21 protein-coding genes are annotated in these 20913 nt (G+C 69.5%); 7 read left to right on the plus strand and 14 right to left on the minus strand.

Annotation, left to right across the window (positions count from 1 at the left end):
• Nucleotides 1-93 precede the first annotated feature (93 nt).
• The 3 genes from ACG0Z3_RS17345 to ACG0Z3_RS17355 are packed head-to-tail and all read left to right on the plus strand — an operon-like array spanning nt 94 to nt 3840.
• Nucleotides 94-1215, plus strand: a complete 1122-nt coding sequence (locus ACG0Z3_RS17345; protein ID WP_394399721.1) for a glycoside hydrolase family 43 protein — start codon at nt 94-96, stop codon at nt 1213-1215.
• Nucleotides 1212-2789, plus strand: coding sequence for an alpha-N-arabinofuranosidase (locus tag ACG0Z3_RS17350; RefSeq protein ID WP_394399723.1), 1578 nt, complete (start codon nt 1212-1214; stop codon nt 2787-2789). The genes ACG0Z3_RS17345 and ACG0Z3_RS17350 overlap by 4 nt, the downstream gene beginning before the upstream one ends.
• Before the next feature lie 43 nt (nt 2790-2832).
• On the plus strand, nt 2833-3840 hold the full coding sequence (locus ACG0Z3_RS17355) for an MBL fold metallo-hydrolase (RefSeq protein WP_394399725.1): 1008 nt from the start codon (nt 2833-2835) through the stop codon (nt 3838-3840).
• Nucleotides 3841-3857: 17 nt separating this feature from the next.
• Here ACG0Z3_RS17355 and ACG0Z3_RS17360 read toward each other — a convergent pair whose 3' ends face one another.
• Nucleotides 3858-4499: a cation efflux transmembrane domain-containing protein gene (locus tag ACG0Z3_RS17360; RefSeq protein WP_394399728.1), complete on the minus strand. Its 642-nt coding sequence runs from the start codon at nt 4497-4499 to the stop codon at nt 3858-3860.
• Nucleotides 4500-4568: 69 nt separating this feature from the next.
• On the opposite strand from ACG0Z3_RS17360, the gene ACG0Z3_RS17365 reads away from it, so the two are divergent.
• On the plus strand, nt 4569-5015 hold the full coding sequence (locus ACG0Z3_RS17365; protein ID WP_474101493.1) for a Cd(II)/Pb(II)-responsive transcriptional regulator: 447 nt from the start codon (nt 4569-4571) through the stop codon (nt 5013-5015).
• A 43-nt stretch (nt 5016-5058) separates the two neighbouring features.
• On the opposite strand, the gene pyk is transcribed toward ACG0Z3_RS17365, so the two are convergent.
• The 3 genes from pyk to ACG0Z3_RS17380 all read right to left on the minus strand — a co-directional run bounded on the left by pyk (nt 5059) and on the right by ACG0Z3_RS17380 (nt 7664).
• Nucleotides 5059-6489 (minus strand): pyruvate kinase, encoded by a 1431-nt coding sequence (gene pyk / locus ACG0Z3_RS17370; protein WP_394399730.1) that lies wholly within the window; start codon nt 6487-6489, stop codon nt 5059-5061.
• Nucleotides 6490-6574: 85 nt separating this feature from the next.
• Nucleotides 6575-7054, minus strand: coding sequence for a GNAT family N-acetyltransferase (locus ACG0Z3_RS17375; protein WP_394399732.1), 480 nt, complete (start codon nt 7052-7054; stop codon nt 6575-6577).
• A 16-nt stretch (nt 7055-7070) separates the two neighbouring features.
• A complete protein-coding gene (locus ACG0Z3_RS17380; protein ID WP_394399734.1) occupies nt 7071-7664 on the minus strand; it encodes a helix-turn-helix domain-containing protein in 594 nt (197 codons plus the stop codon).
• A 20-nt stretch (nt 7665-7684) separates the two neighbouring features.
• Between ACG0Z3_RS17380 and ACG0Z3_RS17385 the strand changes: the two genes are divergently transcribed.
• Nucleotides 7685-8602 (plus strand): DMT family transporter, encoded by a 918-nt coding sequence (locus ACG0Z3_RS17385; protein ID WP_394399736.1) that lies wholly within the window; start codon nt 7685-7687, stop codon nt 8600-8602.
• A 129-nt stretch (nt 8603-8731) separates the two neighbouring features.
• On the opposite strand, the gene ACG0Z3_RS17390 is transcribed toward ACG0Z3_RS17385, so the two are convergent.
• From ACG0Z3_RS17390 to def, 10 genes are all read right to left on the minus strand, one after another.
• The gene (locus ACG0Z3_RS17390; RefSeq protein ID WP_394399738.1) at nt 8732-11059 is read right to left on the minus strand and encodes an NADP-dependent malic enzyme; all 2328 of its coding nucleotides are present in this window, start codon (nt 11057-11059) and stop codon (nt 8732-8734) included.
• A 76-nt stretch (nt 11060-11135) separates the two neighbouring features.
• Nucleotides 11136-12392 (minus strand): GGDEF domain-containing protein, encoded by a 1257-nt coding sequence (locus ACG0Z3_RS17395; protein ID WP_394399740.1) that lies wholly within the window; start codon nt 12390-12392, stop codon nt 11136-11138.
• A 96-nt stretch (nt 12393-12488) separates the two neighbouring features.
• Nucleotides 12489-13682: a phosphoglycerate kinase gene (locus tag ACG0Z3_RS17400; protein ID WP_394399742.1), complete on the minus strand. Its 1194-nt coding sequence runs from the start codon at nt 13680-13682 to the stop codon at nt 12489-12491.
• Between the two features lie 61 nt (nt 13683-13743).
• Complete coding sequence (locus ACG0Z3_RS17405) at nt 13744-14073, minus strand: AzlD domain-containing protein (RefSeq protein WP_394399744.1); 330 nt, start codon at nt 14071-14073, stop codon at nt 13744-13746.
• On the minus strand, nt 14066-14785 hold the full coding sequence (locus ACG0Z3_RS17410; protein WP_394399746.1) for an AzlC family ABC transporter permease: 720 nt from the start codon (nt 14783-14785) through the stop codon (nt 14066-14068). The genes ACG0Z3_RS17405 and ACG0Z3_RS17410 overlap by 8 nt, the downstream gene beginning before the upstream one ends.
• A 71-nt stretch (nt 14786-14856) precedes the next feature.
• Nucleotides 14857-15603: a head GIN domain-containing protein gene (locus ACG0Z3_RS17415; RefSeq protein WP_394399748.1), complete on the minus strand. Its 747-nt coding sequence runs from the start codon at nt 15601-15603 to the stop codon at nt 14857-14859.
• 118 nt (nt 15604-15721) lie between these two features.
• Entirely contained in the window at nt 15722-16087 is a 366-nt protein-coding gene (locus tag ACG0Z3_RS17420) for a hypothetical protein (protein WP_394399750.1), read from the minus strand.
• 35 nt (nt 16088-16122) lie between these two features.
• On the minus strand, nt 16123-16980 hold the full coding sequence (htpX, locus tag ACG0Z3_RS17425; RefSeq protein ID WP_394399752.1) for a zinc metalloprotease HtpX: 858 nt from the start codon (nt 16978-16980) through the stop codon (nt 16123-16125).
• A 57-nt stretch (nt 16981-17037) separates the two neighbouring features.
• Nucleotides 17038-17976, minus strand: a complete 939-nt coding sequence (gene fmt, locus ACG0Z3_RS17430) for a methionyl-tRNA formyltransferase (RefSeq protein ID WP_394399754.1) — start codon at nt 17974-17976, stop codon at nt 17038-17040.
• 4 nt (nt 17977-17980) lie between these two features.
• The gene (def, locus tag ACG0Z3_RS17435) at nt 17981-18517 is read right to left on the minus strand and encodes a peptide deformylase (RefSeq protein ID WP_394399756.1); all 537 of its coding nucleotides are present in this window, start codon (nt 18515-18517) and stop codon (nt 17981-17983) included.
• A 128-nt stretch (nt 18518-18645) separates the two neighbouring features.
• Here def and ACG0Z3_RS17440 point away from each other — a divergent pair, with 128 nt between their 5' ends.
• A complete protein-coding gene (locus tag ACG0Z3_RS17440) occupies nt 18646-19809 on the plus strand; it encodes a LysM peptidoglycan-binding domain-containing protein (RefSeq protein ID WP_394399757.1) in 1164 nt (387 codons plus the stop codon).
• Entirely contained in the window at nt 19809-20894 is a 1086-nt protein-coding gene (gene dprA, locus ACG0Z3_RS17445; RefSeq protein WP_394399759.1) for a DNA-processing protein DprA, read from the plus strand. The genes ACG0Z3_RS17440 and dprA overlap by 1 nt, the downstream gene beginning before the upstream one ends.
• Nucleotides 20895-20913: the final 19 nt, after the last annotated feature.

Here is a 20913-nt window from a genome sequence, read left to right on the forward strand (position 1 = left end):
CTCAGCCTGCTGAGCGAATGCACGCCGCCCCGGTGCAAGCCGGGGCGGCGTGCTAGCTTGCGCGACCCGTTTTCTGGCCACACAGCCCTTGCCATGAAGCCTCTGCTGAAGTCTCTCGCCGCGGTGTCGCTGCTCGCTGCCGCCACCGCCTTGGCGCAAGTCCCCAAGCTGGAAGTCGCCAACCCCGAGAAGCTGCTGCGCATCGTCGACAAACTGCCTGCGCCGACCGCTGCGCCGCCAGCGGAGAAAGACCTGACGGCCTATCTGCTTGTCTACTTCAAGGACGAGACGCACGACATCTACTTCGCCACCTCGCCCGACGGCTACACCTTCACCGACGTCAACGGCGGCCAGCCCATCTTCCTGGGCCGCGTTCTGGCTGAACAGAAGGGCGTGCGCGACCCGCACTTGATGCGCGGACCCGACGGCACCTTCTACCTGGCGATGACCGACCTGCACATCTTCGCCAAGCCCGCCGGTCTGCGCGAGACCGAGTGGGAACGCCCGGGCGAGGACTACGGCTGGGGCAACAACCGCAACCTCATCTTCATGAAGTCGCGCGACCTCCTGCACTGGACGCACAGCCGCGTGCCGGTCGCCCAGCGCTTCCCGCAGGCCGGCGACCTCGGCGTGGTGTGGGCACCCCAGACCATCTGGGACGACAAGGCCGGCAAGCCCATGGTCTATTACACGACCCGCGTGAGGAAGACCCAGGACCACCTCGTCTACGCCTATGCCGACGAGGCGTTCACGACGCTGACCACCGCGCCCGAGCGCCTGTTCACCTACCCCATCGCCGGCAAGAACGCGATCGACGGCGACATCACGAAGATCGGCGACCGCTTCCACATGTTCTACGTTGCCCACGACAAGCCCGGCCACCTGCGCCAGGCCATCTCGGACCGCATCAACGGCGGCTACGCCTTCAATCCGCAGAAGATCGACCCCGAGACCGTGGCCACCGAGGCGCCCAACCTGTGGCGCCGCCACGGCACCGACACCTGGGTGCTGATGTACGACGTGTTCGGCGCCAAGCCGCGCAACAACATGGGTTTCTCAGAGACGACCGACTTCGTCAACTTCAAGAACCTCGGCCGCTTCAACGAAGCCGCTTCGCCGATGAAGGCGACCAACTTCGTCGGCGCCAAGCATGGTGCGGTGATCTCCATCTCGCCGGACGAGGCCAAGCGCCTTCAGCACTACTTCGCCCGATGAAAGTCCTTGCTGCCACCCTGGCGCTTGCCGCCGCAGTCGCCCACGTCCACGTCCACGCCGACACCGGCACGCTCAACACCACAGCGCCTGGCGCCGTCATCCGCAAGGAGGTCTACGGCCAGTTCGTCGAGCACCTCGGCCGCGGCGTCTACGAGGGCATCTGGGTCGGCACCGACTCGCCCATCCCCAACACCCGCGGGATCCGCGACGACGTAGTCGCGGCGCTGCGTCGCATCAAGGTGCCGGTCGTGCGCTGGCCGGGCGGCTGCTTCGCCGACGACTACCACTGGCGCCATGGCGTCGGCCCGCAGCGCCAGCCCAGCATCAACTCCAGCTGGAGCAACGCCATCGAGCCGAACAGCTTCGGCACGCACGAGTTCATGGACTTCGTCGAGCAGATCGGCGCGGCGCCATATGTCGGTGTGAACATGGGCTCGGGCAGCGTCGAGGAAGGCCAGGCCTGGATGCAGTACATGACCGCACCAGCCAACACGGCACCAGGTGCCGAGCGCGCGCGCAACGGCCGCACCGAACCGTGGGCGCTGCCCTACGTGGGCGTGGGCAATGAAAGCTGGGGCTGCGGCGGGCACATGTACCCGGAGGAATACGCCCACCGCTACCGGCAGTTCCAGGGCTACCTCAAGACCTACTCCGGCCCCAAGGCACTGAAGATCGCGACCGGCCCAGACACGGACGACTACGAGTGGACCGACACGGTGATGAAGCTGGCCACGCGCTTCCGCCCGAACGCCACGTCACCCATCCTCTACGCGCCGACCAAGCCGCTGCTGGACGGCCTGTCGCTGCACTTCTACACGCTGCCCAGCAACCGCTGGGGCGGCGTGCACCCGGCGCGCGGTTTCGGCGAGGCGGCGTGGATCTCGACGATGAAGCGCGCGCTGCTGATGGATGAACTCGTCAGCAAGCACAGCGCCATCATGGACACTTACGACCCGAAGAAGGAGGTCGCGCTGGTCGTCGATGAGTGGGGCACCTGGTACGACAAGGAGCCGGGCGGCCCCGACGGCCTGTGGCAGCAGAACACGCTGCGCGATGCGCTGGTGGCGGCCGTTACGCTGAACATCTTCCACGACCACGCCGAGCGCGTACGCATGGCCAACATCGCGCAGATGGTGAACGTGCTGCAAGCCATGATCCTGACGGACGGCCCGCGCATGATCGTCACGCCGACCTACCACGTGTTCGATCTCTACCAGGTCCACCAGGGTGCCCGCCGCCTGCCGCTCACCCTCGACGCAGCGCCCTACCGCTTCGGCGACATGGCCGTGCCGGGAGTCAGCGGCACCGCCAGTGTGGACAGCAGCGGCCGCACGCACGTTTCGCTCGCCAATCTCGACGCCAGGCAGGCGCGCCGTGTGACGCTGCAGGTGCAGGGTGCCAAGCCCGGCCCCCTGCGCGGCCAGCTGCTGACCGCCCCGGCGATCGACAGCCACAACAGCTTCGAGACGCCGGCCGTCGTCGCACCGCGTGCGTTCACCGACGCCCGCTGGTCCGGCAACACGCTGACCGTCGAGCTGCCGGCAAGGTCGGTCGTGACGCTGGCCCTGCATTGAACGGCAGCACTCGCCAGACCCGCAGAGCCACAGGCCAGCGACCATGAGCCGCCCACCCCACCACCGCGACGGCGGCTTCCAGAACAACCACGGCGACTTCGAGCCCAAGTCGCTAGCCGACGTGCTGCGCTGGCGCTGGCAGGCGGCCCGCCAGGGCCTTCCCCGGCCGCCGGCGGAGCCCATCCCCACGCAGCCGGCCGACCTGCCCTTCCTGCACACCAACCGCGGCCCGGCGCAGCAGCCGGCCGTCACCTGGATAGGCCACGCCACCGTGCTGGCCCAGCTGGGCGGGCTGAACCTGCTGACCGACCCCATCTTCTCCACGCGCGCGTCGCCGGTGTCCTTCGCCGGGCCCAGACGCGCACAGCCGCCGGGCGTGGCGCTGACCGAGCTGCCGCCCATCGACGCGGTGCTGGTGTCGCACAACCACTACGACCACCTGGACCTGCCCTCCTGCCGCGCGCTGGCGGCGCAACCGGGCGGCGGCCCGCTGTTCGTCGTGCCGCTGGGGCTGGCCGACTGGTTCCGGCGGCGCGGCATCGCGCGCGTCGTGGAGCTGGACTGGTGGCAGCACACACCGCTGGACGGCGTGGAGATCACGCTGGTGCCCGCGCAGCACTGGTCGGCCCGCGGGCTCAACGACCGACTCAAGACACTGTGGGGCGGCTTTGCGGTTTTCGCGCCGGACTGCCAGCTGTTCTTCGCGGGTGACACCGGCTACTCACGCGACTTTGCTGACATCCGCGCGCGCTTCGCGCCCCGGCAACGCGACGGCGGCTTCGACATCGCCCTGCTGCCCATCGGCGCCTACGAACCGCGCTGGTTCATGGCGCCGCAGCATGTCAACGTGGAGGAGGCGCTCAACATCCACGCCGACCTGGGCGCGAAGCGCTCGCTGGGCGTGCACTGGGGCACCTTCGAGCTGACCGACGAATCGCTGGACGAGCCGCCGCGCCAGCTGCGCGCCCAGCGCGCCGCGCGCGGGCTGGACGAGGCCGCGTTCTTCACGCTTCCTATCGGCGGCACGCACCGCCTGCCGCCTCGCGGCTGAGCCCTGCCGAGGGCGACTCAGTGCGCGTGGGCTGGCGCTGCTTCGCGAAGCTCCTGGCGCGCCCGGCGCAGCACGTCACGCGAGGAATGCAGCGCCAGCCCCGCCATCGCCACGGCCACCAGCAGGTCCGGCCAGGCCTGGCCCGTCAGCGCCACGCCGCCAGCTGCGGCCACCACGGCCACATTGCCCAGCGCGTCGTTGCGGCTGCACAGCCACACAGCGCGCATGTTGGCGTCGCCTTCGCGGAAGGCGTAGAGCATCAGCGCCACGCCCACGTTGGCCGCCAGCGCCAGCGCACCGACGATACCCATGGTAGCCGCCTCCGGCGCTGTGCCCGCCCAGGCTGACCAGGCCGCGTGGGCCAACACGCCCAGCCCGAACACCGCCATGGTCACACCCTTGAGCCAGGCCAACCGCGCCCGCCACAGCAGGCCGGCCGACAACACAGCCAGCGACGCACCATAGTTGGCGGCATCACCGATGAAGTCCACTGCGTCGGCCCACAGCGACAGCGAGCCCGCGCGCCAGCCCGAGGCCACCTCGATGACCGCCATCGCGGCGTTGATCAGCAGCGCCGCCCACAGCACGCGCCGGTAGCGCGGCGAATCGGCAGCTGGGCTGCTGCTGCAGTGGTCATGGTCATGGCAGGCGTGGCTCATGGGGATGCGCAATGGCTGGTGAACGATGTCGCCATTGCAAACCCTGGAGCCACCCCAGAGTCAAGCGGGATGACGCGCCACAATCGCCGCATGCGCATCGGCGAACTCGCCCGGCTGACGGGCACGGCCATCGACACCATCCGCCACTACGAGCGCGAGGGCCTGCTGGACACGCCCCCGCGCACCGACGCGGGCTACCGCATCTACAGCGCGGCGGACGCCGAGCGCCTGCACTTCATCCGCCGCTGCCGGTCGCTGGACATGAACCTGGCAGAGGTGCGCACGCTGCTGGCGTTGCAGGCCGGCGGCCACTGCGCCGAGACCAGCGCGCTGCTGGAGGCGCACATCGATCATGTCAGCGCGCGCATCACGGCACTGCAGGAACTGGAGCGGGAGTTGCGCTCGCTGCGTGCCCGCTGCACCGGCACCGAGGGCGCCTGCGCCATCCTCGAAGGCCTGGCGCAGCCGGGCGCCGAACTGCCGGCAAAAAACCACATCGGCCACAGCCACTCGTGAAAAAGCCGGCTCAAGGCCGGCTTTCAATCGCGTCCAGCTGGGCTCAACCCACTCGGCAGACCTTCAGCATGTTCGTGCCGCCCGGGTAGCCCATCGGCTCGCCGCACGTGATGGCGTAGGTGTCGCCGGGCATCAGCACGCCGCGCTCCACGAGGATCTTCTCGGCGGCAGCCAGGGCCTCGTCGCGATCGTCGAAGTCGGGCATCAGCAGCGGCGTCACGTTGCGGTACAGCGCCATGCGGCGCTGGCTGACGACCTTGCTGGTGAGGCCGAAGATGGGCACGTTGATGCGGTGGCGGCTCATCCACAGCGCGGTGGAGCCGGACTCGGTCAGCGCCAGGATGGCCTTGCAACCCAGGTGATGCGCCGTGAACAGCGCGCCCATCGCGATGGACTGGTCGATGCGGCCGAACTGGCGACCGGCGAAGTCGGTGTCCAGCGTGACGAACTCGGCACGCTCTGCTTCCAGCGCGATGGCGGCCATCTGCTCGACGGTCTCGATGGGGAACTTGCCGGCGGCCGTCTCGGCCGACAGCATGACGGCGTCGGTGCCGTCCAGCACCGCGTTGGCCACGTCGGACACCTCGGCGCGCGTGGGCACCGGGTTCACGATCATGGACTCCATCATCTGCGTGGCAGTGATGGACACCTTGTCCAGCTCGCGGGCCATCTTGATCATGCGCTTCTGCAGCGCCGGCACGGCGGCGTTGCCCACTTCCACGGCCAGGTCGCCGCGGGCGACCATGATGCCGTCGGAGGCCTTCAGGATGGCTTCGAGGTGGGGAATGGCCTCGTAGCGCTCGATCTTGGCGATCATGGCTGGCTTGTGGCGATAGGGCTCACCGGCCACGTTGGCCAGCTGGCGCGCCATTTCCATGTCGGTCGCGTTCTTCGGAAAGCTGACGGCCAGGTACTCGCATTGGAAGGACATCGCGGTCTTGATGTCCTCCATGTCCTTGCCGGTCAGCGCCGGGGCCGTCAGGCCGCCGCCCTGCTTGTTGATGCCCTTGTTGTTGGACAGCTCGCCGCCCAGCTTGACGGTGGTGTGCACCTGCGCGCCGCGCACGTGGTCGACCGTCAGCACCAGCAGGCCGTCGTTCAGCAGCAGCGTGTCGCCGGGCTTCACGTCACGCGGCAATTCCTTGTAGTCCAGGCTGGCGATGTCCTGATTGCCAAGCTCCGTGCGGTCGGCATCGAGCACGAACTTGTTGCCGGGGATCAGCTCGATCTTGCCGCCTTCGAATTTGCCGACGCGGATCTTTGGGCCCTGCAGGTCGGCCATGATGGCCACCGACTTGCCGACGCGCGCCGCCGCCTCGCGCACCATGGTCGCGCGGTCGATGTGGTCCTGGGCCTTGCCGTGCGAGAAGTTCAGGCGCACGACGTCGACGCCGGCGCGGATCATCTGCTCCAGCACCTCCGGCGTGTTGGAAGCGGGGCCGAGGGTGGCGACGATCTTGGTGGCGCGGGTCATGGCTTGTCTCAACTTGTCAGGGGGGCGCGGAATTATGGGCCGCGAGGCTCGCGGGAAGTTTCGCCGCGTTTCGGTGCAGAACGGGCTACAGCTGCTTTTCCAGAAAGGCGCTGAGCGGGTCGGGCGCGTAGCTATCAAAGGGCCCGCAGGCCACATAGCCCAGCCGCTCGTACAGCGCCAGCGCCTCGGGCTGGTAGATACCCGTTTCCAGCCGCGCCAGCCGCACGCCCCGCGCCAGCAGCTCGGCTTCTAACCGCGCCATCAGCCGGCGCGCAAGGCTGCGGCAGCGCTCGCTGTCCAGCACGAACAGGCGCTTGATCTCCCCATACGCCGGCCCCTCGCACGCCGCGACATGCTTGACGCCACCGCAAGCCAGCAGCTGCTCGCCGCGCCAGATGCCGAAGAAGCTGCCGCCCGGCGGACGCAGCCCGGCCGGCGGCTCGAAGTGGTTGCTCTCGCTGGGGTAGAGCGCGTTCATCAAGTCCTCGGAACGCGCCATCAGCGCCTGGGCCTGGGGGTGGCCCGGGTCGAGGGCTTCGAGCCGCAGGGCGGGGTCATCGATCATGGTCTTGCGCGTTTGGTTACAGCGTGGGCACCGTCATCGCGAGCAGATAGCGCGCGGGCCGGTCCCCGGGGTTGGCAAAGATGCTGCGCCCCTGGCAGCGAAAACTCAGCGAATCTCCGGGCGCGAGCACGAAGGGCTGGCCCTGCAGCGTCAGCCGCACCTGGCCGTCCAGCAGACACAGGTGGTGCTCCAGCCGCGCCACGGGCGGCTCGTCGTAGACCAGCTCGGCCCCGGGCGCGAGCACCGCCTCGATGACTTCGGTCGCAAAGCCGGCCAGCGGCGGGCAGCGCATGCGGCGCTCGAAGCCGCTGTGCTGGTCGTGCCAGCGCGGCTGGTCGCATGCGCGCAGCAGGCGCACGGGCAGCGCCTCGGCCTCGGCCAGCAGTCGGCTCAACGGGAGCCCATGCGCACGCGCCAGCCGCGACAGCAGCGTCGCGGTGGGGCTGGTCTCGCCCCGCTCCAGCCGCGACAGCGTCGCCCGGCTGACGCCGCTGCGCGTGGCCAGCTCGTCCAGCGACCAGCCTGCGGCCATGCGCAGCGCCGCCAGCCGCTCGGCCAACTGGCGCTCGAAGTGGTCTTCCTCGCTCACATCAGAGAAATTTTCTCCCATATGAGAAGATGCTAGCCGAAATGACCGACCGCCAGACCACTCCCCTCATGGCCGCCCTGGCCGTCGTGCTGGTCTGGGGCCTGAACTTCCCGCTGTCCAAGGCCTTGTTCAACCAGGTCGGGCCTGCGGGTTTCCTGGGCCTGCGCTATCTGCTGGTGCCACTGTGCGCCGTGGCCTTGCTGTGCTGGCGCTTCGGGCGGCACTGGCCACGCCTGGATCGTGGCGAGGTGTGGCCGCTGGTGCGCCTGACGCTGGTGGGCCAGGGCCTGCACCTGATGCTGTCCAACTACGGCATGCAGGGCTCCACCGCCTTCAGCGCCAGCGTGCTGCTGGCCTGCGGGCCGGTGTTCACCTTGCTGATCCTGCGCTTGAGTGGCGTGGAGCGGCTGTCACGCGGCCAAGTCGCAGGCGTTGCCGCCGCGGCGGCAGGCGCGCTGCTGTTCATGGCCGACAAGCTGCTGGCCGCCGACTGGCAGGCTGGCCTGGGCGATCTGATGCTGCTGGCCGCCGCCGCGCTGTTCAGCTACTACACCGTGGCCAGCAAGCCGCTGATCCAGCACCACGGCGGTGTCACCGTGCTGGCCTATGGCAGCCTGGTCTGCACGCTGCCCATGCTGGCCTGGTGCGCGCCGGCCCTGCTCGCCATGGACTGGGCCGGCCAGCCCACCTGGGTGTGGAGCGGCGTCGTCTGGCAGGTGACCGGCGGCGGCTTCATCGGCTGGCTGGCCTGGGGCTGGGCCAACGAGCGACGCGGTGTGGCACGCACGGCGCCGCTGATCTACCTGATGCCGCTTGTGGCCGGCCTGGCCGCGTGGCTGCTGGGCGGCGAGCAGTTCAGCGCCCACAAATTGCTGGGCGCCGGTGTCATCCTGGCCGGCGTCGCGCTGGCGCAGTTCAGCCCGGGGAACCCAGCCCCTCGCCCAGCCTCGCGTCGCTGAACGCGAGCGAGGTCGGTCGGTCCCCCGGGGGGACGGCGAAGCTCGCAGCATCGAGCCGCGAGCACATCGCCAACGCGGGCCGGCTTGGGAGCGGCCCGGCGCTCGGCCCGCACAAAACCGCAATGACGGTCAACCGCGGCTCAGCCTGGCCTCGCGCACATCAGCCACCGCCAGAGCCGTCATGTTGACGATGCGGCGCACCGTGGCCGACGGCGTCAGGATGTGCACAGGCTTGGCGGCGCCCAGCAGCATGGGGCCGATGGTGACGCCCTGGCTGGCACTGATCTTCAGCACGTTGAACAGGATGTTGGCGGCGTCCAGCGTCGGCAGCACCAGCAGGTTGGCCGCACCGGTCAGCTTGCTGTCCGGCAGGAAGGCCTGACGCACGCTTTCCGACAGCGCCGCGTCGCCATGCATCTCGCCGTCGCACTCCACCTCGGGGTGGGCGGCTGCGAACAGCTCGTGCGCGCGGCGCATCTTCAGCGCCGACGGCCGCGTGCTGGAGCCGAACATGGAATGGCTCACGAACGCCAGCTTGGGCGGCAGGCCGAAGCGGCGCACCTCCTCGGCGGCCATCGCGGCGATGTCGGCTAGCTCCTCGGCGCTCGGGTCATCGTTGACGAAGGTGTCGGTGATGAACAGCGTCATCTGCTCCAGCATCAGCGCGTTCATCGCGGCGAACTGGCGCGCACCGGGTGCCAGGCCGACGAGGTCGCGCACCTGCTCCAGGTGGCGGTCGAACTTGCCGACCATGCCGCAGATCATCGCGTCCGCATCGCCCAGCTCGATGGCCAGCGCGCCGATGGCGGTGTTGGAGCGCCGCACGGCCGACTTGGCCATCTCCGGCGTCACGCCGTTGCGCTTCATGCGCGCGTGGTACGCCTCCCAGTACTGGCGGAAGCGCGGATCGTCCTCGGGATCGATGACGGCCACGTCCTCGCCCAGCTTCAGGCGCAGGCCGGCGCGCTGGATGCGCGCTTCCAAGACCGCCGGGCGGCCGATCAGCGTAGGCCGGGCGATGCCCTCGTCCAGCGCCACCTGCACGGCGCGCAGCACGCGCTCGTCTTCGCCTTCGGCATAGATGACACGCGCCTTCTCGGCCTTGGCCGCGTTGAACACGGGCCGCATGAACATGCCAGTCTGGTAGACGAAGCGCTCCAGCGACTGGCGGTAGGCGGCCAGGTCCTCCACCGGCCGCGTGGCCACGCCGTCGGCCGCCGCCGCCGCTGCAACGGCAGGTGCGATGCGCAGGATCAGGCGCGCGTCGAAGGGCTTGGGGATCAGGTAGTCGGGCCCGAACGCCAGCTCCTGGCCGGCGTAGGCGGCAGCCACTTCATCGCTGGTCTCGGCCTTGGCAAGCGCAGCGATCTCGCGCACGCAGGCCAGCTTCATGCCCTCGGTGATCTTGGTCGCACCGCAGTCCAGCGCGCCGCGGAAGATGTAGGGGAAGCACAGGACGTTGTTGACCTGGTTGGGGTAGTCCGAGCGGCCCGTCGCGATGATGCAGTCCGGTCGCGCAGCCTTGGCCAGCTCGGGGCGGATCTCGGGCTCCGGGTTGGCCAGCGCCAGGATGATGGGTTGCGTGCCCATGGTCTTGACCATCTCGGCCGTCAGCACGCCGGCGGCCGAGCAGCCCAGGAAGACGTCGGCGCCATTGACGACATCCGCCAGCGTGCGTGCCGCCGTGACCTGGCAGTAGCGCCGCTTGGACTCGTCCAGCTTGCCGCTGCGGGCGTCTTCACGCTCGCTCTGGATGACGCCGCGCGAGTCGCACACGAACACGTGTTCGCGCTTCACGCCCAGGCCCACCATGACGTCCAGGCAGGCGATGGCCGCCGCGCCGGCGCCCGACACGGCCACCTTGACCGCACCGATGTCCTTGCCGACCAGCTCCAGCCCGTTCAGCAGCGCGGCCGACGAGATGATGGCCGTGCCGTGCTGGTCATCATGGAACACCGGGATGTTCATTCGCTTGGACAGCTCGCGCTCGATGTAGAAGCACTCGGGCGCCTTGATGTCCTCGAGGTTGATGCCGCCCAGCGTGGGCTCCATCGCGGCAATGATCTCGATGAGCTTGTCCGGGTCGCGCTCGGCCAGCTCGATGTCGAACACGTCGACACCGGCGAATTTCTTGAACAAACAGCCCTTGCCTTCCATGACCGGCTTGGCCGCCAGCGGGCCGATGTCGCCCAGCCCCAGCACGGCCGTGCCGTTGGTGATGACGCCAACGAGGTTGCCACGCGAGGTGTACTCGGCAGCCAGTGCCGGGTCTTGCTCGATGTCCAGGCAGGGGTAAGCCACGCCCGGCGAGTAGGCCAGCGACAGGTCGCGCTGGTTGCTCAAGGCCTTGGTCGGGGTGACCGAGATCTTGCCGCGCGTCGGGGCGCGGTGGTACTCACGGGCAGCGTCGCGCAGCGCGGCTTCGGCAGGCGACAAGGGAGCGTTGTTCTTTTCCATGGCGGTCGGTCTCGCAGAGGGAACCCACGAGATTACGCCGCGTTTCAGCCCGGCTTGATGCCGGTTTCTTGGCAATCTATGCCGAAGCCGATATCACGCGGTCACGCCCGGCATGCTTGGCGCGGTACATGGCCTGGTCGGCCTCACGCATCGCAGCCTCCAGCCCGGCCTCGTTGCAGGCCTCGGCTACGCCCCAGCTGGCCGTCACGGCCAGGCCAGCCGGCCAGTGCGTGCGGGCCAGCACAGCACGCAGCCGCTCGGCCACAGCCACGGCTTCGTCGGCCGGGGTCTGCGGCATCACGAGCACGAACTCCTCGCCGCCCCAGCGCGCCACCAGGTCATCACGCGGCAGATTGGCGCGCAGCGTCTGTGCCAGCAGCGTCAGCACCTGGTCACCCACCTCGTGGCCGTGCTCGTCATTGATGCGCTTGAAGTAGTCCGCGTCGACGAACACGACCGACATCGGGAAGATCAGTTCGCCCTGGGCCCGCATCAGCAGCTCCAGCGCGCGGTTCAGGCCCTCGCGGTTGGCCACCTGGGTCAGCGGGTCGCGCAGCGCCAGCTTCTCAAGCGCCTGCGAGCGCTTCACCGAGCGGCGCAGCCGCGCCCGCACCAGCCAGCTCTCCCACACCAGATAGCCCAGCAGGCTGAACATCCACAGCCCCACCAGGCCCAGCCGGAAGGTCTCGGGCGGCACCCAGTGGCCGATCAGCTCGGCGCGCTCGATGCGGATGACATGCTCGCCAGGCAACACCTGCCCCCCGGTGCTGAAGCTGATGGCCCGCACACGGTCCAGCTGCGGGCCCATCAGGTGCACGGGCAGCGGATGGGTCTGTGCCCACCAGGAGCTGACCATGAACTGCGACAACCGCAGCTCCACCGGCATGGCCAGGCCTGCTGGCGCGAAGATGACTTCGTGGGGCTTGAGGTCCTCTCCGCCGCCTTTGCCCGGGTAGTCCGGGTGGAAGCTGCGCAGGAACACGCGCAGTTGCGCCGGCCCGCCGTCCTTCTGCGGGCCACTGACGCTGGCCCACAACCGCAGGCTGCTGAAACGGGTCAGGTCCAGGTCGCCGCGGGCCGACTCGAACTGCAGCTCGCAGAACGGCCAGTCGAAGCCGGGCTTGATCTCGCATCGCAAGGCCTTCGCACCATCGGCAGCGCTGACCAGCGCCGCGTGGCTCGCGCCACCGCTGCCGCTGTCATCCACGACCTCCAGCCGCTGGGTCGGCCCCTGCCCGTGCAGCACGACGCGGCGGGTCATCCAGCGCTCGTTGGCCAATAGGCCCAGCAGCGTCAAGACGACGAGCAGGGCGAGCAGCCAGCGGAGAACCATCGGGCCATTGTGGCGGCCCGCCTGACCCGGCGTCCATCCGGGGCGGCCGGGTCGCACGTGACGGAATCAGCCCGCAGCGCGCTGGCAGTTCGTCAATCAGCCGGCGGCGCGCTGGCTGAGGATCTCGAACGCCGGCAGCGTCTTGCCTTCCAGCACTTCCAGGAAGGCGCCGCCGCCGGTGGAGATGTAGCCCACGTCACCCTCGATGCCGTACTTGGCGATGGCCGCCAGCGTGTCGCCACCGCCGGCGATGCTGAAGGCGCTGCTGTCGGCGATGGCGCGGGCCAGCGTCTCGGTGCCCTGCGCAAAGGCGTCGAATTCGAACACGCCGACCGGACCGTTCCAGACGATGGTGCCGGCGGCCTTCAGCTGCTCGGCCAGCTTGGCAGCGGTCTTGGGGCCGATGTCCAGGATCAGGTCGTCGTCGGCCACATCGGTGGCGGCCTTGACGGTGGCTTCGGCATCGGCGGCAAAGCGCTTGGCCGTGACCACGTCTTCAGGAATCGGCACGGCGGCGCCGCGGGCGGCCATGGCGTCGATGACGGCTTTGGCCTGATCGACGAGGTCGGGCTCAGCCAGCGATTTGCCGATCTTCAGGCCGGCGGCCAGCATGAAGGTGTTGGCGATGCCGCCACCGACGATGAGGCCGTCCACCTTGCTGGCGAGAGCCTGCAGGATGGTCAGCTTCGTTGACACCTTGGAGCCGGCGACGATGGCCACAAGCGGGCGCTTCGGGTTGGCCAGCGCCTTGGAGATGGCGTCGATCTCGGCGGCCAGCAGCGGGCCGGCGCAGGCAACCTTGGCGAACTTGGCGATGCCGTAGGTCGTGGCCTCGGCGCGGTGGGCGGTGCCGAAGGCGTCGTGCACGAAGATGTCACACAGCGCGGCCAGCTTCTGCGACAGCTCTTCGCTGCACTTCTTCTCGCCCTTGTTGACGCGGCAGTTCTCCAGCAGCACCAGCTCACCCGGGGCCACGTCGACGCCGTCAACCCAGTTGGCCTTCAACGGCACCGGACGGCCCAGCAGTTCAGCCATGCGCTCGGCCACCGGGGCCAGCGAATCCTCGGGCTTGAACTCACCCTCGGTCGGGCGGCCCAGGTGGGACGTGACCATCACGGCAGCGCCGGCGTCCAGCGCGGCTTGAATAGCAGGCAGCGAGGCGCGGATGCGGGTGTCCTCGGTGATCTTGCCGTTATCGTCTTGCGGCACGTTCAGGTCGGCGCGGATGAAGACGCGCTGGCCGGCCACCTTGCCGGCGGCGATCAGGTCGGAGAAGCGGATGACGTTCATGGTCGGGCGGTGCAGTTGATGAAAACTGCCGGCATTCTCACCGCCCCGCGTTCCGGCGCGGTTACCAGCCCAAGCCCAGCTTGAGCGGCAGCATCACCGCCATGCCGACGAGGATAGTACCGAGGATGTCGCGGCGCCAGAAGTAGTAGCCCGTCGCGGCCAGCGCGCCGGGCCAGCGCGCGTCCTGCCAGGTGGTGATGAGCTGGCCCTGCGTCATGAAGATCTCCGGCGCCACGACGGCCGCCAGCGCCGCCAGCGGTGCCACCTTCAGCAGCTCGCGCAGCCAGCCGGGCATGGGCAGCGGCTGGTCGCTGATCATGAAGAAGCCACGCGTGATCACCGTGACCACGCCCAGCCCGAACAGGGCCACCCAGGTCATCGCGTCACTCATGGCGCGCCTTGCGGGCATCCAACCACCAGCCCACGGCCCCGGCCGCGACGATGGCGCACAGGATGTTGAGCTTCAGCGGCAAAGCATACGTAGCGATGGACACGGCCCCGGCAGTCAGCGCCACCCACCACAGCGTCTTCTCGCTGAGCAGCGAGTACGACAGCCCCAGCAGCGCCAGCACGCCGGCAAAGCCGATGCCCCAGTGTGCCGGAATGCTGTCGGCCAGCAGGATGCCGGTGAAGGAGCAGGCCTGCCAGGTGGGCCAGTTCACCGCCACGCCGCCCCAGAAGTAGCGCTGCTGCGCCGGCTGGGCCACGGGGTCGGGGAAGCGCTTGACGAAGTAGACGAAGTTCAGGTCGGCGGCAAAGTAGGTCCGCATCAGCCGCTGGGCCCGCGGCAGGTGGCCGAAGTAGTGGCGCCACTGCGCGCTGAAGATGACGAAGCGCAGGTTCACGCAGAAGGCCGTGGCCAGCAGCACCCACAGCGGCGCGCCGGCCGCGATCAGCGGCAGCGCCGTCAGCTGCGCGCTACCGGCAAACACCAGCAGTGACATGCCGAAGGCCAGCGGCAGGCTGAGGCCGCTCTTTACCATCGTGACGCCGGTCACCAGGCCCCAGGCAGCCAGCCCCAGCGAGGGGGAGGCCATGTCGCGCACGCCTTGGCGGAAATCGGCATCCGCCGCCAGCGCACGCAGTCGTTCAACGAGCTGCATGCCACCATTGTCGGCGCAGCAGGCGCCGCGGCCGGGCAGGCGCCCGCGCAGGCCTCACGGCCGCAAGGGGCTCACTTGTCGATGCGCGTCACGCCGCCGCTACCGGCGACGGAGGAGGAGATCTCCGGCGAGCCGACGTAGCGCACATCGCCCGAGCCCGCGATGCTGACATTGAGCTTCTTCGTCGCGTTGACCCGCGCGTCGCCGCTGCCGGCGATGCTGACCTTGACCTCGTCGGCCACCAGCTCGGCCGCCTTCACGTCGCCGCTGCCGGCAATGGTGATCGAGGCGCTCGCGGCACGCCCGCTGGCCACGATATCCCCGGCGCCGCTGACCTTCATGGCCAGCTTCTCGGCATTCAGGTTGGCGAAGCGGATGTCGCCCGAACCGGCGATGGCGGCTTCGACGGTGCCCGTCTTCATCGCGTCCACCTTGATGGTGCCCGAGCCGGCGACCGCCAGGCTGCGCAGCGCCGGCATCTCGATCGTGAGGCTGGGCGTCGTCTGCGTCGACAGGTTGAAACCCTTCCTGGGCTGGATGCGCAGCGTGCGACCGTCCAGCTGCGTCTCGATGTAGGGCAGCAGGTTGCGGTCGGCCTTGACCTCGATCTTGCCGCCCGCGCCCTGGCGGATCTGCACATTGAAGCCGCCGCTGAGCGAGACGCTGTCAAAGCCGCTGACGTCCCGGGCCTCGGCCGTGATGTCGCCGGTGCCGGTCATGCGCTCGCTCTTGCTGCCCCAGCCCCAGGCGTGGGCCGAGGTGCAGATCACGGCGGCACTGACCAGGCCAAGGGCGAAGAGGCGGCGGGAGGTGTTCATGGCGGGCTCCATCAAGCGGGTTGCGATGGAATGCATGTTGCCCAGCCTCGTGGTGCCAGTCGCGCCGAGCGCGACGATCCGCTGGAAAGAGGGCGCCAACTGCGGCTGGCGGCGCTGGTCAGTGCGCCTTGGCCTTGTCGACCGGCTTCTCCGTCGACTTCTCGGCGGGCTTGTCCTCGGCATCCTCGGCCGGCTGCGAGGGCTTGGCGCCCGGGCGCGGCACGACCGGTGCCACGCCTTCGAGCTTGTTCTCGCGCATGTACTCGTCCATCTCGCGCCAGCCGGCGTGTACGGCCGCCTTCTGGGCCTTGGGGTTGAGCACGTAGCAGTCCTCGATCGCCCGCATCGCATGCCGGCAGGCACTGCCGATGGCCTTGCCGTCGGCCTCCTTGGCCGCCGCCACCTTCGCGGGGTCCTCGATGCCCAACTGCTCGCAGGCGGACAGCGCGGCGAGCAGGGGCAACACGAGAAGAAGACGCTTCATGAAGACCTTATCGGCGTGCGGGGCGCCAGCTTGAATCAACGCCGGCCGCCGTCGCGGGCCATCGCCATCAGGCGAGCCACGCGCTCCTCGGTGGCCGGGTGCGTGGAGAACAGACCGCGCAGGCCGCCGCCGGACAGCGGGTTCATGATCATCATCTGCGCCGTCTCCGGGTGGGCCTCGGCCGGCGCCATCGGGATGCCCTGGGCGTAGCGGTGGATCTTGTCCAGCGCCGAGGCCAGCGCGGCAGGGTCGCCGGAGATCTCAGCGCCGCCCCGGTCGGCTTCGAACTCGCGGGCGCGGCTGATGGCCATCTGGATCAGGCTGGCCGCAATCGGCGCCAGGATGGCCACGGCGATGCCGGCGATCGGGTTGGTGGGCCGGCCGTTCTCGTCGCGCCCGCCGAAGAAGGCCGCAAAGTTGGCCAGCATGGAGATCGCGCCGGCCATGGTGGCGCTGATGGTGCTGATCAGGATGTCACGGTGGGCCACATGGGCCAGTTCGTGCGCCATGACGCCGCGCAACTCGCGCTCGGACAGCACACGCAGGATGCCAGTCGTCGCCGCGACGGCGGCATGGTCGGGGTTGCGGCCGGTGGCGAAGGCATTGGGCGCGGCCTCGTCGATCAGATAGACGCGCGGCATAGGCAGGTTGGCGCGCTGGGCCAGCTCGGCCACCATGCCGTAGAACTGCGGCGCCGACGAGGCGTCGACCTCGCGGGCGTTGTACATCTTCAGCACCATGTCCGCCGAGAACCAGTAGCTGAAGAAGTTCATGCCCACCGCGACGAGCAGCGCGATCAGCATGCCGGTCTGGCCGCCGATCATGGCCCCGACGGCCATGAACAGCGCCGTGATGGCGGCCATCAGGATGGCGGTCTTCACGAGGTTGAACATGTCAGCAGACTCCGGTGGTGGACAACGACGGGCAGATGGTGCCACGCCGGGCGGATTTCAAGCCGGCAGCTCGAAGCGCTCGCCCACTGCGATGGGGCGGGCCTGCAGGAAGGCTGCCGCCGGACCACGCTTGCCGCCGGCGCGCTGCAGCTCGATCAGGCGCAACGCGCCCTGGCCGCAGGCCACCACCGGCCCGGGCGCGATGACCTCACCCGGCGTGCCGTACCCCTCGACCAGCTCGGCGCGCCAGACCTTGATGGCCTCGCCGGCCAGCGTGGCCACGCCGCCCGGGAAGGGGTCGAAGGCACGCAGCCGGCGCTCGATCTCGGCCGCAGGCTGCGTCCAGGCGATCGTGCTCTCGGCCTTCTCAATCTTGTGCGCGTAAGTCACGCCCTCGACTGGCTGCGGCGTGCGCTGCAGGCGGGCCGCCTGCAGCGCCTGCACGATGAGGCGCCCGCCCTGGGCGGCCAGGCGATCGTGCAGCACGGCCGTGGTGTCGTCGGCACGGATGGGCTCGCGCTCGACCAGCAGCATGTCACCCGTGTCCAGGCCGGCGTCCATCTGCATGACAGTGATGCCGGTCTCGGCGTCACCGGCCTCGATGGCGCGGTGGATGGGCGCCGCGCCACGCCAGCGTGGCAGCAGCGAGGCGTGGATGTTCAGGCAGCCGCGCCGGGGCAAATCAAGCACCCATTGCGGCAGGATCAGCCCATAGGCCGCGACGACCATCACGTCGGCATCCGCCGCCAGCAGCACCTCGCGGGCGGCGGCGGCATCGCCGGCGTACTTGCCATCCAGCTTCAGCCCTTGCGGCTGCGCCACCGGGATGCCGGCCGCCACGGCACGCTGCTTGACGCTTGATGCCTGCAGCTTCATGCCGCGGCCGGCCGGGCGGTCGGGCTGGGTCAGCACCAGCGGCACGCTGAAGCCAGCGGCCAGCAACGCATCCAGCGCCACGGCGGCGAATTCCGGCGTACCGGCAAAGACGACGCGCATGCGCTCAGATCCGCGACGGGCGACGGCGGGACTCGATCTCGTCCTCGCGGGCCTTCTTGACCAGCTTGGTCTTGATGCGGTCACGCTTGAGCGAGCTCAGATACTCGACGAACACCTTGCCGGCCAGGTGATCCAGCTCATGCTGCACGCACACGGCGAGCAGGCCGTCGGCGCTGAACTCGTACACCTCGCCATCGCGGTTGGTGGCGCGCACGGTCACCTCGGCGTGGCGCGGCACCTTGTCGTAAATGGTGGGCACCGACAGGCAGCCCTCCTCGCCGTCCACCATGCGCTCGCTGCGCTGGATGATCTCGGGGTTGATCAGCACGCGCGGCGTGTCGCGCTCCTGCGAGGTGTCGATGACGACGACACGCTCATGCACGTCCACCTGCGTCGCGGCCAGGCCCACGCCGTCGGCGGCGTACATGGTGTCCAGCATGTCATCCACGAGCTGGCGGATGCGTGCGTCGACCTCGGCCACGGGCTTGGCGACGGTGTGCAGGCGCGGGTCGGGGTAGCGGAGGATGTTGAGTTGAGCCATGGGATGTGGGCCGGCGGCCACGGCGCGCGCTTTGTAAGCACTCGCAAGCACCGGCCGCCGGGGTTGAATGCGGGCAGAATCGCCGGGATTTTCGCCGATCCGGCGATCCCCCTCGGAGACCGCGCCTGATGCCCGCTGCCCGCCCCGCCCACCTCGCTGTTCTTGCGGCCTGCCTGACCCTCGCGAACACTGCGGCCTGGGCGCAGTCCGCCGCCTTCCCCGTCACTGCTGAACAGCGCCGCGTGGCCGAACAAGTGGCGGGCGCCGGCGTGCCGCTGTCCGAGCTGGCGCCCAACGCGCCCGACAGCCACACCGTCGTCGCCGGCGACACGCTGTGGGACATCTCCCAGCTGTTCCTGAAGAGCCCCTGGCGCTGGCCCGAGCTGTGGGGCATGAACCGCGACCAGGTCCGCAACCCGCACCTGATCTACCCGGGCCAGATCCTGCACCTGGTCAAGGTGGACGGCCGCGCGCGCCTGCAGTTCGGCCAGCGCGTGGGTGGCGGCGGCGCGGGAGACACCGTCAAGCTGCGCCCGCAGATGCGCATCTCGGCGCTGGACAACAACCCCATCCCGTCCATCCCGCTGCACCTGATCCAGCCCTTCCTGACCGACGCCGTCGTCTTCGACACCGATGTGCTGGCCACAGCGCCGCGCATCGTCGCCACGCAGGAAGGCCATGTGCTGCTGGGCAAGGGCGACCTGGCCTACGCCCGTGGTAACTTCCGTGGCGCGACGGACTTCCGCATCTTCCGCACCTCGCGCGTGCTGCGCGACCCGGCCAGCAACGAGATCCTGGGCTACGAGGCGCCCTACGTCGGCACGGCTGACCTGATCCGCCCCGGCGAGGACCGCCGGCTGACGAGCGGCAAGACCGAGGTCGTGCCCGCCACGCTGCAGATCAGCCAGGCCAAGCAGGAGGTGGGCGTGGGCGACCGCCTCGCCCCGGCACCGCAGCGCAACCTCGAGCGCTACGTGCCCCACGCACCCGACCGGCCGATGACGGGCCAGATCGCCGCCATCTACGGCGAGGCCATCAACGCCGGCCAGAACCAGATCGTCGCGCTGAACCGCGGCAAACGCGATGGCGTGGAGCGCGGCCATGTGTTTGCGCTGTGGCGCGATGGCGAACCTGTCGTCGACAAGACGCAGGACCGCCCGCAGGTCATCAAGCTGCCCGACGAACGCCACGGTGTGCTGTTTGTCTTCGAGGTCTACGAGCGCGTGTCCTACGCGCTGATCATCTCGGTGAAGGAGCCGGTCAAGCCCGGCGACCGCTTCACGCAACCCTGATGACCCCGGCCGAGCTAGCCGCCTGGTTGCGGCTGACCGAGAGCGTTGGCCCCCAAGCCGCACGGCGGCTGCTGGCCATGGCTGGCAGCGCCGAAGCAGTCTTCCAGCTGCCGGCCGCTGCGCTGGACCAGGCGCTGCCGCCCAAGCAGCGCAGCGTCTTCAACCAGCCGCCCGAGCACCTGGCTGAGCTCATCGACAAAGCCCAGGCCTGGCTGGCCGAACCCGGCCACACGCTGATGGCCCTGGGCGACCCGGACTACCCGTCGCAGCTGCTGGCCACCGCCGACCCGCCTCTGCTGCTGTGGCTGCAGGGCCGGCACGAACTGCTGACCACGCCCTCGCTGGCCGTGGTGGGCAGCCGCAACCCCACGGCCCAGGGCGGCGACAACGCCCGCGCCTTCGCCGAGGCGCTGGCCCGGGCCGGCTACACCATCGTCTCGGGCCTGGCGCTGGGCGTAGACGCCGCCGCGCACGAGGGCGCGCTCGACGCTGGCGGTGCCACCATCGCTGTCGTCGGCACGGGGCTGGACCAGGTCTACCCGCGCCGGAATGCGGGCCTGGCGGTGCGGCTGCTGGCCGCCGGCGGCCTCATCCTCAGCGAGTACTCGCTGGGCACGCCGGTGCTGCCCGCCAACTTTCCGAAGCGCAACCGCCTCATTGCCGGACTGAGCCAGGGCTGCCTGGTGGTGGAGGCCGCCGTGCAGTCGGGCTCGCTGATCACGGCGCGGCTGGCCGTCGAGGCGGGACGCGAGGTGTTCGCCATTCCCGGCTCCATCCATTCGCCGCAGGCGCGTGGCTGCCATGCACTGATCCGCCAGGGCGCCAAGCTCGTGGAGTCTGCGCAGGATGTGCTGGAGGAGCTGTCTGGCGTCACGCCGGCGGCCGCGCCCGAGATCACCGAGACGCCGCACGAGCAGCAGGCGCTGCTGGACGCGATGGGCTTCGACCCCGTCAGCCTGGATGCGCTGATGGCCCGCAGCGGCTGGCCGGCCGCCGAGTTGAGCGCGGCCCTGCTGGAGCTGGAACTGGACGGCGAAGTGGCCCGGCTGGCGGGCCAGCTCTTCCAGCGGCGCGGCAAGGGATAGCGAGCTTATCTGCTCGCAT

The sequence above is a fragment of the Pelomonas margarita genome, assembly GCF_043555875.1.
Classification (GTDB): Bacteria; Pseudomonadota; Gammaproteobacteria; order Burkholderiales; family Burkholderiaceae_C; genus Pelomonas; species Pelomonas margarita.